Source organism: Pararhodobacter zhoushanensis (genome assembly GCF_025949695.1).
Classification (GTDB): Bacteria; Pseudomonadota; Alphaproteobacteria; order Rhodobacterales; family Rhodobacteraceae; genus Pararhodobacter; species Pararhodobacter zhoushanensis_A.
Genome location: NZ_JAPDFL010000001.1, coordinates 3784001 through 3797104, shown reverse-complemented (window position 1 = coordinate 3797104; position 13104 = coordinate 3784001). Strand labels below are relative to the sequence as shown.

General features: G+C 66.0%; 12 protein-coding genes. 2 read left to right on the top strand and 10 right to left on the bottom strand.

Features of this window, described 5'->3' with window-relative positions; all coding sequences use genetic code 11:
* Positions 1-159: 159 nt before the first annotated feature.
* Positions 160-801, top strand: a complete 642-nt coding sequence (locus OKW52_RS18860) for an IclR family transcriptional regulator (protein WP_264507070.1) — start codon at positions 160-162, stop codon at positions 799-801.
* Positions 798-1580, top strand: a complete 783-nt coding sequence (locus OKW52_RS18855) for an IclR family transcriptional regulator (RefSeq protein ID WP_264507069.1) — start codon at positions 798-800, stop codon at positions 1578-1580. The genes OKW52_RS18860 and OKW52_RS18855 overlap by 4 nt, the downstream gene beginning before the upstream one ends.
* Here OKW52_RS18855 and OKW52_RS18850 read toward each other — a convergent pair.
* From OKW52_RS18850 to OKW52_RS18805, 10 genes are all read right to left on the bottom strand, one after another.
* Entirely contained in the window at positions 1547-3649 is a 2103-nt protein-coding gene (locus OKW52_RS18850) for an acetate--CoA ligase family protein (protein ID WP_264507068.1), read from the bottom strand. The genes OKW52_RS18855 and OKW52_RS18850 overlap by 34 nt on opposite strands.
* 155 nt (positions 3650-3804) lie before the next feature.
* Positions 3805-4542 carry an amino acid ABC transporter ATP-binding protein gene (locus OKW52_RS18845; protein WP_319800481.1) on the bottom strand — a complete coding sequence of 246 codons (738 nt, stop codon included), beginning with the start codon at positions 4540-4542 and terminating at the stop codon, positions 3805-3807.
* 16 nt (positions 4543-4558) lie between these two features.
* A complete protein-coding gene (locus OKW52_RS18840; protein ID WP_264507067.1) occupies positions 4559-5683 on the bottom strand; it encodes an amino acid ABC transporter permease in 1125 nt (374 codons plus the stop codon).
* Positions 5680-6810, bottom strand: a complete 1131-nt coding sequence (locus OKW52_RS18835) for an ABC transporter permease subunit (protein ID WP_264507066.1) — start codon at positions 6808-6810, stop codon at positions 5680-5682. The genes OKW52_RS18840 and OKW52_RS18835 overlap by 4 nt, the downstream gene beginning before the upstream one ends.
* Before the next feature lie 12 nt (positions 6811-6822).
* Complete coding sequence (locus tag OKW52_RS18830) at positions 6823-7860, bottom strand: amino acid ABC transporter substrate-binding protein (protein ID WP_264507065.1); 1038 nt, start codon at positions 7858-7860, stop codon at positions 6823-6825.
* A gap of 159 nt (positions 7861-8019) precedes the next feature.
* Positions 8020-8718, bottom strand: coding sequence for a helix-turn-helix transcriptional regulator (locus OKW52_RS18825; RefSeq protein ID WP_264507064.1), 699 nt, complete (start codon positions 8716-8718; stop codon positions 8020-8022).
* Positions 8715-9176 carry a RidA family protein gene (locus OKW52_RS18820; RefSeq protein WP_264507063.1) on the bottom strand — a complete coding sequence of 154 codons (462 nt, stop codon included), beginning with the start codon at positions 9174-9176 and terminating at the stop codon, positions 8715-8717. The genes OKW52_RS18825 and OKW52_RS18820 overlap by 4 nt, the downstream gene beginning before the upstream one ends.
* A complete protein-coding gene (locus OKW52_RS18815) occupies positions 9173-10264 on the bottom strand; it encodes an aminotransferase class V-fold PLP-dependent enzyme (protein ID WP_264507062.1) in 1092 nt (363 codons plus the stop codon). The genes OKW52_RS18820 and OKW52_RS18815 overlap by 4 nt, the downstream gene beginning before the upstream one ends.
* A gap of 82 nt (positions 10265-10346) precedes the next feature.
* On the bottom strand, positions 10347-11438 hold the full coding sequence (locus OKW52_RS18810; protein ID WP_264507061.1) for a M24 family metallopeptidase: 1092 nt from the start codon (positions 11436-11438) through the stop codon (positions 10347-10349).
* Positions 11439-11517: 79 nt separating this feature from the next.
* Complete coding sequence (locus OKW52_RS18805; RefSeq protein ID WP_264507060.1) at positions 11518-13101, bottom strand: ABC transporter substrate-binding protein; 1584 nt, start codon at positions 13099-13101, stop codon at positions 11518-11520.
* Between the last annotated feature and the right edge of the window lie 3 nt (positions 13102-13104).

The following is a 13104-nucleotide window of genomic DNA, read 5'->3' as shown; positions in this document are numbered from 1 at the left end:
TGGGGCGCTGTCCTCCCAGACGACTCAAAGGCTAGCACGCGGAAATTTGTCTCGCAATAAATGAATGAGTTCTGAATAATGGAACATATCGCCACCCCGTTCACATTGACGCTCGGCCCCGCTACCGCCTATCGTGAGGCGCGGGATACAGGGCGGATCATGGACAGCACACTTCTGAAAGGTCTGGATATTTTCGAGCGCGCGGTGAATGCCGAGCGCCCGGTGACGGTCTCTGAACTGGCCCGGGCCATGGGTCTGCCGAAAAGCAATATCCACCGCACGTTGACCACACTGACGGCTGCAGGCTACCTGCAGCACGACCCGATTGAGCGGCACTACACCCCGTCGCTCAAGCCGGTGATCCTGGGCCAGCAGGTCGCGGCGCGCTATCCGTTCCGCGCGTCGCTGATGCCGCATCTTGAGGCGCTGGCGGCCGAGACCGGCGAAACCGCCGCCTTCGCGCTGCCCATGGCGGCGGGGATGGTGTTTCTGGCCCACGCGCTGCCGGGCCGTTCGCTGGCCGCTGTCCTGCCCGAGAACGCGCGCTATGATCCCGGCGATACCGCCTTTGGTCAGGCGCTTGAGCCGGGCGCGGGCCACGCCCTGCGCCCCGATCACCCCGAGCGCCACACGTTCGAACTGGCGATCCCGCTGGCCGAAGGGGGACTGCCCGCGCTGGGCGCCATCGGGCTGGTGGGTCCGGCCAGCCGCTTTGATGCGGACAAGGTTCCGGCCCAACTGTCGGCGCTGATCGCCGCACGCGCGCGGGCCATGGCGCAGGCCGAGCCGGTGGCGCCATGATCAAATCCGTTGAGAAAGCCTTTCGCGTGCTGGACTCCATGTCGCTGGCCGATGGCCCGCTGCGTCTGAGCGACATCGCGCGGATGAACGACATGACCCGCTCGAACGCCTTCCATCTGCTGCAAACCCTGCAAGAGCTGGACTATGTGCGGCAGGTCGAAGACAGCACGCTCTATGAACTGACGCTGAAAACTTTTGAGGTCGGCGCGCGGGCGGTGTCGCGCAACTCGCTGATTTCGGTGGCACATCCCGAGTTGGTGCGGCTGTCAGACAAGGTGCCCGAGAACGTCATGCTCAACACCCGCGATGGGTTGATGAATTTGGTGGCCGACCGGATCGAAAGCCGCTCGGTGGTGCGCACGCTGGCCCATCTGGGCGCGCGCACGCCGTTGCAGCTGGTGTCGGGCGGCAAGGTTCAGCTGGCTTATGGCCCTGAGTCGCTGCTGGCGAAGGTCTGCGCCAATCTGGTCGCGGTGACCGAGCTGTCAGTGACGGACCCGGCGGTCCTGCGCGCGCAGTTGGCGCAGATCCGTGCGCAGGGTTACGCCGTCGCCATCGGCGAGGTGAACGAGGCCGCCAAGGGCGTTTCCTGCCCGCTGCGCAACCGGCATGGCGATGTGGTCGCTGCTGTCAGCATCTCAGGTCCGATGGACCGGCTGGGCAATGATCTGATCGCGCATTACGTCGCCCTGCTGCGCGAGACCATCGCGCAGATCGAGGCCGCCTGGGCCGATGGCTGGCGCGGTCAGTCCAGCGTGGCGCGACCGTCCAGCGCATAGGCACCCTGCGGCGTGGCGCGCAGCGGGTTGACCTCCAGATCCACCAGACGGTCGCCCAGATCCGCTGCCAGCCATGAGATCCGGCTGATCGCCTGACACAGCGACGCCAGATCTGCCGGGGCCTGCCCGCGCACACCTTCCAGCAGCGGCCAGATGCGCAGGCGGCGCAGCATGGCTTCTGCCTCGAGAGGGGTCACAGGGGCGCTAGCCTGCGTGACGTCCTTGAGCAGCTCGACATGGAGGCCGCCCGCGCCAACCACCAGCTGCGGGCCAAAGCCCGGCTCATTGGTCACGCCGACGATCAGCTCGGTGCCCGCGCCGATCATCTGCTGCACGTCGATGCGCACCGCGGTGCCGGGTGCGGCGTTGGCGATTGCCCCGGCGATGGTGGCGAAGGCGGCGCGCACGGCGTCGGCGCTGTCCAGACCCACCTGCACCAACCCCAGATCGGATTTATGCACCACGCCGTCGGCCACGCCCTTGAGCACCACGGGATAGCCGATCGCGTCCGCCGCCTTGACCGCTTCGTCGGGCGTTGCACAGGGGGTCGCGTGCGGCACGGCAACGCCGTAGCCGGACAGCAGGGTCTTCACCTCCGGCTCGGTCAGGAACCCGCTGCGGGGCGCGTCGGTTGCGACCAGCCCGGCAGGGCGCTCGGTCGCCGCCTCGCGGATACCCGTCTGCGCGTCGCGCAGCGCAATGGCGGTGCTCATCACCCGCAGCGCATCGTCAATCCGCGCCACAACGGGAACGCCCGCTGCCAGAAACATCTGGCGCAGGTCTTCGGCAAAGCGCGAGGTGTTGAGCACCATAAGCACCGGCTTTTCCTGCCGCTTCCACACGTCAATCAGTGCCTGTGCGGTTTGCGGCATCAGTGGCTGGGGGGTCAGCACATAGGTCAGCAGCGCGACGCCCGGGTCGTCATGGACCGCGTGGATCCCGCGCTCGAAAATGCCGAATTCCAGATCGCCGGTATGCGCGCCCAGATCCAGCGGGTTGTTCTGGTGGGGGCGCTGGAAATCGGCGTCCATGCGCGCGCGCGTGACTTCGGCATAGCTGGCCACCGGCAAACCTGCCAGATCCATCCGGTCGGCCAGCACCGCACCGCCACCGCCCGAGCTGCACACAACGCCGATCCCCCCGGCCCCCATCGCGGGCGCGCGGTCCAGAATGCCGGCGACAAGGATCATGCTGTCGGGATCGTCCATCACCTGGATGCTGGTCTCGCGGCACAGGGTCTCGAAGGCACTGAACGACCCGGCCAGCGACGAGGTATGCGAATGCGCCAGCGTCGAGCCCGCATCCGTGCGCCCGGCTTTGACCGCCAGCAGGGTCTTGCCCGCCGCACGGGCGCGCAGGGCAAGTGTGCGCAGGCGGGCGGGGGATTTGACGCCCTCGATATAGAGGCAGATCACCTTGGTGGCGGGATCGGCGATGAAGCCTTCAAGGAAATCGCACAGCTCAAGATCGGCCTGATTGCCGATGCTGACCATGCCCGCCAGCCCGACGCCGTGGTCATGCGACTGCACATAGAGCGAGCCCATCAGCGCACCCGACTGGCTGATCAGCGACACGCCGCCATGGCGGAACGGGCCGGAATAGCGCAGGGTCGGGGTGGACGAGAGCGCCAGATTGATCGACGGCAGGATGAAGCCCATGCAGTTGGGGCCGACCAGCCGCATGGTGTAACGCTTGGCGATGGCGACGATCTCGGCCTCAAGCGCCGCACCCTCGGCCCCGAATTCGGCCATCTTGGCGGTAACCACGACGCAGACGCCCACACCGGCCTTGCCGCATTCTTCGATCATCGCCGCCAGCTTGGGCGCAGGCACGGCGACGAGCGCCAGATCCGGGGCCTCGGGCAGATCCATGATCGACGGGTAGCAGGTCAGCCCCAGCACGCTTTCGCGGCGCGGATTGATCGGGAAGATGCGACCTTTGTAACCGTGATCGACGATGTGGTGCAAAAAGCGGCCGCCGAATTTGGCGTAATCCTCGGTGGCTCCGATCAGGGCGATGGACTGCGGGGCGATGACCCGGTCGATGCCAATGGGCTGTGTGCGCGTCATGTCGAGCCTCCCCGCTCAAGTGTTCCGCATATTGGAATGGCGTCCAATAATACGAAATATTTGACCGACGCCACGCCGGTGTCAAGCACCGACGTGACAGGCGGGCGCGACCCGCTGCGTCGCGCAGCAGGGTAACGTCGTGACGGGAGGAGGGCTTAGTGGTGCAGCAGCTTGCCCAGAAACTCGCGGCTGCGCTCGTGTTCGGGGTGGTCGAAGAAGGCGGCGGGCGGGGCGACCTCAAGGATCTGGCCGCGATCCATGAACACCACGCGGTCGGCGACCTGCCGGGCAAAGCCCATCTCATGCGTGACGCAGATCATGGTCATGCCGTCCTCGGCCAGACCGACCATGGTGTCGAGCACCTCTTGCACCATCTCGGGGTCCAGCGCCGAGGTGGGTTCGTCAAACAGCATCAGCCGGGGTTTCATGCACAGCGCGCGCGCGATGGCGACGCGTTGTTGCTGGCCGCCTGACAACTGGCCGGGCAGCTTGTCGGCCTGATCGGCGATGCGCACGCGGTCCAGCAGTTCGCGGGCATAGGATTCGGCCTGCGCGCGGGGCTGTTTGAGGCTGCGCATCGGGGCAAGGGTGCAATTGTCCAGCACGCTCATATGCGGGAACAGGTTGAAATGCTGGAACACCATGCCGACCTGTCTGCGGATCGACTCGGTCTGGCGCGCGCCTTTCTCGGTCACACCGTCGAGCACAATCGACCCCTGCTCGAACTGCTCGATGCGGTTGATGCAGCGGATCAGCGTCGATTTGCCCGAGCCGGACGGCCCGCAGACCACGATCCGCTCGCCACTGGCCACGCTCAGATCGACGTCGCGCAGGGCGTGATATTCGCCGAACCATTTGTTCAGCCCGGTGATGGTCAGCAGCGGTTGCGTCATGGGCGAGAGGCCTTGTTCAGAGGGTCGCGCCGCGCGCGAGGTCACGCTCAAGCCGGGCGCTGTAGCGCGACAGCGAGAAGCAAAAGACGAAATAGATCAGCGCGGCAAAGAGATAGACTTCGATCCCGGCGTTCTGCCACAGCGGATCAGACACCGCCCGTTTGGCCGCTGTCATCAGGTCGAAGATGCCGACAACCACGACGATCGAGGTCGCCTTGAAGAAGCCGATGAAGATGTTGACGATGCCGGGAATGACCATCCGCAGGGCTTGCGGCAGGATCACGTCGCGCATGGTCTGGGCGTAGGTGAGCGACAGCGCGGCGGCGGCCTCGTACTGGCCTGCCGGGATGGCTTGCAGCCCGCCGCGAATGACCTCGGCCAGATAGGCCGCACCGAACAGGGTAAAGGCGATCAGCACGCGCAGCAGTTTCGAGATCTGCCAATCGGCGGGCAGAAACAGCGGCATCATCACGCTGGCCATGAACAGCACCACCAGCAGCGGCACGCCGCGGGCGAATTCGATCAGCCCGACCGAGGCCGCCTGCAGCATCGGCAGTTTGCGCTGTTGCCGTGCCAGCGCCAGCAGGATCGCCACCGGAAAGGCCATGCCCAGCCCCAGCGTGGACAGGATCAGCGTCACCGGCAGGCCGCCCCATTGGTCATCGGTGACCGGGGACAGGCCGAACACGCCACCGCGCATCAGCACGATGACGGCCCCCAGAAAAACCACCCAGATCAGCGCCAGCGACGGCCGCCACAGCCGGCGCTGCACCGACAGGATGTAGAGCGCGATCATCAGCACGCAGGCCACGGCAGGCCGCCATTGCTCGGCATAGGGATAGACGCCAAACAGGATCAGCCGCAGCTTGTCGCCGATCACCGCCCAGCACGCGCCGGTCACGCCGGGCGCGCGGCAGGCGTCACTGGGGGACAGCTCGGCGGTGCCGGTGAAGACCGCGTCCAACAGCGCCCAGTTCAGCAGGTGCCAGCCCGCGAAGACGAGCAGCGCCAGCATGGCCAGCGTCGCCAGCGTCGCACCGGGGGAATAGAACAGATCCTCACGCAGCCGGTCGTGCCATTGGCGCGGGTCCTGCGGGGCAGGGCGGGGGGCGGCGATGGTGGGGGCAAGGAAGCGGGTCATGTGCGGGTCGCCCAGGCGGTGCGGGTGTTGAGGAAGTTCATCAGCGCGCTGAAGGCCAGCGAGACCGCGACAAAGAACGCGGCCAGCACCGCCATCACCTCAACCGCTTGGCCCGTGTCAAACAGCACCGTGTTGCCGATGCCGACGATCTCCTGATAGCCGATCACCACCGCCAGAGAGCTGTTCTTGATCACGCCGATATATTCGTTCGACAGCGCGGGCAGCGCGACGCGGATCGCCTGCGGATAGATCACCGAACGGCGCACGGTGCGCAGGGGCAGGGCCAGCGCCTCGGTCGCTTCCCACTGGCCGCGTGGGACGGACTGGATAGCGCCCCGGATGATCTCGCCCAGAAAGGTCGCGGTGTAGAGCGTCAGCGCGGCGACAATTGCGATCAGTTCGGGCGACAGTGACCAGCCGCCATTGACGCGGAACCCGGCGACGGCGGGCGTCACCATGTCCGGCGCGCGGCCCAGCACCAGCCACGGCAGGGCCATCGCCGCCAGCGTCAGCAGCACGAAGACCAACGCGCCCGGATGCCAGCGCCCGCCATGTCGCCGCCAGCGGGCGACCGCCAGCGCAGCCAGCAATCCGGTCAGGGCCGAGCCGAGCCAGAGCATATCGGGCGCAGGATAGGGCAGAAAGAAGCCCCTGTTGGTGATCAGCGCGCCCAGGAACGGCTCGGTCTCACGCGGGCCGGGCAGCGACAGGGCGACGGCGTAGCACAGCGAAATATGGATCAGCACCGGCACGTTGCGCACCAGCTCGATATAGCCCAGACACACGCCGCGTAAGAGCCGGTTGCGCGACAGCCGACCCAGCCCGAGGCCAAGGCCCAGCAGCGTCGCCAGCACGATCACCAACGCGGAAATCTTGAGGGTGTTCAGCCCCCCGGCCAGCAGCGCCAGCGCGTTGCTGTTGACGCCGGGGGTAAAGGTAAACGGCGCGTTGGCGATGGCCGTGCGCGCCGGTTCAAACAGAAAGCCAAAGCCGGTTTCGATACCACGGGCGCGCAATTCGGCGCCCGTGATGGCAAAGAGCCAGAACAAGAGCAGCCCGACCGCCGCGAAAACAACCGCTTGCGCGCTTGCTACACGAAGCTTGCTGGGGGATCGGGACTGCGTCATGTCCTGTTCCGCTCAGCGCATCGGGTAGGGGTATTGCTGCCCGCCGTCGCGCGCCAGACGGTTCGCGCCCCGGTCTGCACCCGACTGGCCAAAGCTGCGTTCCCACATCTCGCCATAGTTGCCGACCTGCGCGACGATGTCATGCGCCCAGTTGGGTTCCAGCCCCAGTGCCTGACCCAGCGTGCCGTCCAGCCCCAGGAAACGGCGGATGGCCGGGCTGGCCGAGTCGTCAAAGCTGTCGACGTTTTCCGACGTGATCCCCAGCGCCTCGGCGTTCACCATGGCGATGTGGGCGTAGCGCGCGATGTCATACCAGACCGGATCGCCCTTGCGCACCGCGCCGCTCAGCGGCTCGTCGCTGATGATCTCGGGCAGCACGACGTAGTTGGCGCTGTTCTCACCCAGCGAGGCGCGGAAGCTGATCAGTGCCGACTGGTCGATCATGTAAACGTCGCAGCGACCGGCAAGGAAGGCCGCGCGCAGTTCCTGACCTTCGGCGAAGAGCACCGGGGTGAACTCCATCCCGTTGGACGAGAAGAAATCGCGCGCCGTCACCTCGCCCGGCCCCTGGATCGAGCAGACATTCGCGCCGTCCAGTTCCATGGCCGAGCTGACACCCAGCGCGGTCGGAACCAGAAAGCCGGTGCCGTCGAAATAGTTGACCGAAGTCATCTGCACGCCCGAGTCCGTCTCACGCGACATGGTCCAGGTCAGCTGCGCGAACAGCAGATCGACTTCGCCGGTCTGCAGCGCGGTCAGGCGCTGCGAAGGCACCAGCGGCACCCAGCGCACGGCATTGGCGTCGCCCAGAACGGCAGCGGCGACAGCGCGGCACGAGTCCGCGTCCATGCCCTGCATCACGCCCTGCGAGTCCGGCAGCGAGAAGCCAAAGCTGCTGCCGATCACGCCGCAGGCAAGCTCGCCGCGTTCGCGGACGGCGTCCAGCGTGGGCGAGCTTTCTTGCGCAGCGGCGGTGCTGAGCGACGCCAGAAGTGCTGCCCCGGCAAGGCCATAGATCCCGGCGCGGTGGTAGGTGGTGGTAACTGTCATTGAGTGATCCCTCCCGGATGATGCCTTCAGCGCGGCGGGGGCCGTGGTTGAGGGCGTGTTGGTCGTTTCGTCAAGTTTCTACATTTTGTCGAAAGTTCACATGGAATTTCACATCCGTCAACAAAAATTCAACAAACAGACCAAGGCGGCCGGGTAAATTCACCCTTTGTCGAGATAATTGTAGATCGTGTGCCGGGTGACCCCCAACCGCTCGGCCGCCATTTCGACACTGGAGCGCACCAGAAACAGCCCGCGATCGTTCATCAGCCGCACGGCCTGTGTACGCTCATCCTTGGTCAGCGCGCCGGTGGTGGCGGCAACACTGGCGATGCTCTCTTCGATGATGCTGTGCACCATTGCATCGACCGAGGGGCTTTCATCGGGCTTGGGGGCGGGTTCGTCTATCGGGGCGAACAACCCTTCGATCAGTCCGCGCAATTGCAGCAGCCGGCTGCGGTCGGCGTTGGCACAAAGGGCGGCAAAGGCGCGGCCATCCTGATTGCGGAACATCAGGCTGAGCGAGTCCAGCTCGCGCCCGTCGGGCAGGCGGGTGCGGTAATCGGCGACGACGGTGCAGGCCTCATTCGCGTCGCCATTCTCGATCAGCGCTTTCAGCCCCTTGTCGTCGAACGGCCCTGAAAAGATCGCACTGCCAACGCCACGGCCGCTGATCCGGCCATTGGCGATGGCGACGACCGAGCTGTCCGGATGCGACAGATCATGCAGCACCAGCTCCAGATCGGGGCCAAGCAGGGTGCCGGTGTGGTTGACCACCCATTTCAGGGTCGACAGGACAAGGGCGCATTCACGCGGGGTCGAGGGTACAAGCACGGGGCCGGGCCTTTGTTGCAGGGTCATGGGGTCACCGCCACGATCATAGACACTTCCACGGGCAAGTTCATCGGTAATGCGGGGGTGGCGACCGCAGCGCGGGCGTGGCGTCCGGCGTCGCCCAGAAGGGCGACCAGCAGCTCTGAGGCGCCGTTGATCACCAGATGCTGGCTGAAGAAACCGGGGGCCGAGGCGACATAGCCGGTCAGGTTGAGCACCGCCTCGATGCGCGACAGATCGCCGATCTCGGCCTTGATCGCCGCCAGCGCGTTCAGGGCGGTCAGGCGCGCCGCTTCGATCCCCTGTTCCAGCGTCACGTCATCGCCCAGCCGCCCGGTGATCGTGGGTGCGCCGTCCTTGATCGGGCCTTGGCCGGACAGGTACAGCAACCCGTTGTGCACCCGCGCCGGGACATAGGCGGCCAGCGGTCCCTGTGCCACAGGCAAGGTCAGACCCAGCGAGGCGAGTGTCTGTTCAGGGGTCATGGCTGATGTCCTGCGATGGCGATCATGGCCGCACAACAGGCGTCGAGATCGGCTTGGGTATTGTAGATATGCGGCGCGATCCGCAGCACCGCGCCGCGCGCGCTGAGCTTGACGCCGCGTTTGGCAAGATCGGCGGCCCAGCGTTCCGGGTCGGGCACCGTGACCGAGACCAGCCCGGCTGCGGCGTCGCGGGGGGTGACCACGTCGAAACCGGCGGCGCGCAGCTGATCCGCCAGCCTGCATTGCAGCAGTGCTACCCGCTCAAAGATCGCTTCCCACCCGAGCTCCGCCAGATACTTCAGCGCGGCTTCAAGTGCTGCAAGACCGGGGTAGTTCACATGCGAGGGTTGCAGCAGTTTCGAGGGGGCGGGATTGGCATAGCCGCGCTGCTGCGGCGTCATCTGTGCGCGCAGCAGGGGTGACGTCACGCTCAGACCCAGCCCGAAACCGGCCATCGTCCATTTGAAGAACGATGTGACGTAGAGATCGGCCAGCGCCGCATCGACCGGCACCGCGCCGACCGCGTGCACACCGTCCACCACCAGCACCGCGCCCGCCGTGCGGCAGGCTGTGGACAGCGCGGCCAGATCGACCCGCGTGCCGGTTTCCCAATGCACATGCGACACGGCGACATAGCGCGCGCCGGGCAGGGCGGCGATCAGCCGGGCCGTGCGGTCGCTCTCGTCGGGAATGTCGATCAGATCCAGCACCGCGCCGCGCGTTTCCAGCCCCTGCGCGACCGCCAGCACCGAGGGGAATTCGTCCGCCGCCAGCACTATCTTGTCGCCGGGCGAAACAGGCACCGCCTGCATCGCACGGTTCAGAACATCGGTGCTGCTGGAACCGAAATCGAGCCAGTCGGGCGCCACGCCGAGCAGCGCCGCCAGCTCGCCCTCGACCCGGGTGCGCATCGCCATCCAGTCGGGGCGTCCGTCAAAGCCCCGGCTCTGCATCGCGTCATAGAAATGCGCCGCAGCGGCACCGGTGCCGGGCGCGGCCAGCCCGGTCGCGCCGCTGTCGAGATAGGTACACTGCGCCAGATAGGGGAAATCCCGGCGCAGTGCCGCGATGGTTGAGTCGTTGAACATCTGTCCCCCTTGCCCTGAGCGGGTCTTGGGGGACAGATTTACACAGACCGTAGAGTAAATCTACAGAAAGTAGATGTCGACTTCAGAGGTCGAGCATCCGGGGCAGGGCGCTGAGAATTTCCGGCCCGTCCTTGCGCAGCACGACGATCTCTTCCAGCCGCACGCCAAAGCGCCCGGCCAGATAGATGCCCGGCTCGATCGAGAAGACGTTGCCCTCTTCCAGCACGGTTTCGCTGGTCGCGGTGATATACGGGCCTTCGTGGACGTCGATGCCCAAGCCATGCCCGGTGCGGTGCACGAATTTGGGACCATAGCCCGCCGCCTCGATCACGCCGCGCGCGGCGGCGTCAACCTCGCGCGCCTTGACGCCCGGACGCGCCGCCGCCATCGCTGCCTTGACGGCGTGGTCCACCGTGGCGCGGATCGTGCGGTATTCGTCAGGCTCGGTGCCGAACCAGAAACTGCGCGTCATGTCAGACGGATAGCCGCCGATCCGGCAGCCGGTGTCGATCAGCACGGCCATGTTGTCTTCCAGCACGGCATCGCTGGTGTGGTGATGCGGGAAGGCCCCGTTCGCGCCGAAGCCGATGATGGTGAACTCGGGCTGCGCGCCATGGGCCTTGTAGTAGTCATGGATGATCGCCTGCACGTCCCGCTCGGTCATGCCGACTTTCAGCTGCGCCATCGCCGCGCGTACCGCATCGTCGTTCAGCCGGGCCGAGGCGATCAGGGCCTCGACTTCGGCGGCGTCCTTGTGGCCGCGCAACCGGCCCACGGTGTCTGCAGTGAACCGGCGGCGCGGGCTGTCGAGCGCATCGAGCACCAGAAGCGCGAAATCGGCGCGCATCGTCTCGTCCAGCACGACCGACAGGTCAGGCCGGGTTGCACCTGCTTGGGTCAGGACGTCACTCAGCGCCTGCGCCGGGCCGACCTCGTCGCCCCAGGTGTGGAACGGCAGGGCGGTGTTTTGGCGTGCGGCATCGGCATTCAGCGCGGGCATCAGGAACCCGGCGTAGTCTTGCGACACGATCACCAGCACCGGGCGCTCATCGCCATGCGGGTCAACGCCGGTGAGCCACAGCATGTGGCTGGACGGCCCCAGAATGCACAGGTCGGTGTCAGTCTTGGCCATTTCGGCGCGCAGAGCGCGCAGGCGGGTGTCGTGGATGCTCATGGGGGGCCTCATTCATGGAACGGGAAAGGCCGCCCGCACGGGTGGCGGGCGGCCCGGAAAATGTTGGCGCGGGGCCGGGTTATTCGGCTTTTTCGACCAGACGATAGTAGACGAAGTCCGAGGTCGCGCCGTTCACATAGCCGGTAACGTCTTGCGCCATCGCGACCTGATACGCCGCCTGGAACATGATGACGATGGGCGAGTTTTCCTGCACCTGACGCTGCAGGTCCAGATACATCTCCTGACGCGCAGCCGGATCGGCTTCGGTCAGGGCGGCCGTGGTCAGGTCGTTCATTTCCTGCGGCACCGCCCACGAGTTGCGCCACGTGGTGGTGGCGGCATAGGCGTCCTGGCTGTTGTCCGAGTTATAGGCGAAGGCCTTGGCGTTGGAATGCGGGTCCATGAAGTCGGGGCCCCAATAGAGCAGCATCGCCTGATGGCTGCGCTCGCGGTAGCGGGTGATCACCTGGCTGCCGCTGCCCGGCAGGATCTCGAAGTTGATCCCGGCTTCGGCAAAACTGGCCTGCAGCGATTGCGCCATGTCGGTGAAGGGGGCTGCGTTGATCACGTCCAGCGTGACGGTGATCGGCAGTTCGACCCCGGCGTCAGACAGGATCTGCTCGGCGCGGGCCGGGTCATAGGTATAAGGCGTGTCGTTCAGCGCGCCGGGGAAACCATCGGGCCAGAATGCCTGATGCACGTCCATCTGACCGGCGAGGAAGCTGTCGACCATGCCCTCGTAGTTCACCAGATAGCGCGCGGCTTCCCAGACGGCAGGGTTGGTCAGTTGCGCATCGGCCTGATTAAACGACAGGAAATGCACGGCGGCTTGCGGGAAGGTTTCGACGCTGAGCGCCTCGCCGTCCAGACCGGCGATCTGGTCGGGCGTCAGGTTGCGCGCCATGTCGACGTCGCCCTGTTCCAGCAGCAGCTGTTGCGTGGCGGATTCCGAGACGTGGCGGATGATCACGCTGTCGATCGCCGGGGCGCCGTTGAAGTAGTCGGCGTTGGCTTGCAGGCGGATCAGTTCAGCCGGGCGGAACATGCGCAGCGAGAACGGACCGGTGCCGGCCGAATTCGCGTTGAGCCAGGCGTTGCCCAGATCGTCGCCCTCGGCGTGCTCCATCACCGTCACTTCGTCGACGATGGACGCCGGACGCGCAGCCAGCACGTTCATCACGAAGGCAGGCGAGAAATCACCGGCGTAGCGGATGGTCACAGTGCCGTCGCCGGCGGTGATCATCTCGGCCACGTTCTCAGGGGTCCAGCCCAGCTGGGTCAGGATGAACGCAGGCGTCAGGTTCAGCTGAACCACACGCGACAGCGAGAAGACGACATCCTCAGGCCGGACCGGGTTGCCCGAATGGAACGTCACACCGTCACGCAGGGTGAAGGTGATGGTCTTGGCCTCGGCGTCGATTTCCCACGACGACGCAAGGCCGGGGGCCAGCGTGGTGGTGTCGGCGGCGTCGTATTGCACCAGACGGTCATAGACGTTGGTGACCAGCTCACCCGAGGTGAACTCATAGGCCTGCGCCGGGTCGATGGCGACGATATCGTCGATGTTCTGGGCGACGACCAGCGTGTCGGCGGGCGTATCGGCCAGCGCGGGCAGGGGCATGGCCAGCACTGCGGCAAGCAGGGCGGGACGGATAAGAGACATCAG

Bases quoted from the DNA above. Each gene is read 5' to 3' on its own strand.
- OKW52_RS18860 (WP_264507070.1), top strand. From the start codon at position 160: ATGGACAGCACACTTCTGAAAGGTCTGGATATTTTCGAGCGCGCGGTG.
- OKW52_RS18855 (WP_264507069.1), top strand. From the start codon at position 798: ATGATCAAATCCGTTGAGAAAGCCTTTCGCGTGCTGGACTCCATGTCG.
- OKW52_RS18850 (WP_264507068.1), bottom strand. From the start codon at position 3,649: ATGACGCGCACACAGCCCATTGGCATCGACCGGGTCATCGCCCCGCAG.
- OKW52_RS18845 (WP_319800481.1), bottom strand. From the start codon at position 4,542: ATGACGCAACCGCTGCTGACCATCACCGGGCTGAACAAATGGTTCGGC.
- OKW52_RS18840 (WP_264507067.1), bottom strand. From the start codon at position 5,683: ATGACCCGCTTCCTTGCCCCCACCATCGCCGCCCCCCGCCCTGCCCCG.
- OKW52_RS18835 (WP_264507066.1), bottom strand. From the start codon at position 6,810: ATGACGCAGTCCCGATCCCCCAGCAAGCTTCGTGTAGCAAGCGCGCAA.
- OKW52_RS18830 (WP_264507065.1), bottom strand. From the start codon at position 7,860: ATGACAGTTACCACCACCTACCACCGCGCCGGGATCTATGGCCTTGCC.
- OKW52_RS18825 (WP_264507064.1), bottom strand. From the start codon at position 8,718: ATGACCCTGCAACAAAGGCCCGGCCCCGTGCTTGTACCCTCGACCCCG.
- OKW52_RS18820 (WP_264507063.1), bottom strand. From the start codon at position 9,176: ATGACCCCTGAACAGACACTCGCCTCGCTGGGTCTGACCTTGCCTGTG.
- OKW52_RS18815 (WP_264507062.1), bottom strand. From the start codon at position 10,264: ATGTTCAACGACTCAACCATCGCGGCACTGCGCCGGGATTTCCCCTAT.
- OKW52_RS18810 (WP_264507061.1), bottom strand. From the start codon at position 11,438: ATGAGCATCCACGACACCCGCCTGCGCGCTCTGCGCGCCGAAATGGCC.
- OKW52_RS18805 (WP_264507060.1), bottom strand. From the start codon at position 13,101: ATGTCTCTTATCCGTCCCGCCCTGCTTGCCGCAGTGCTGGCCATGCCC.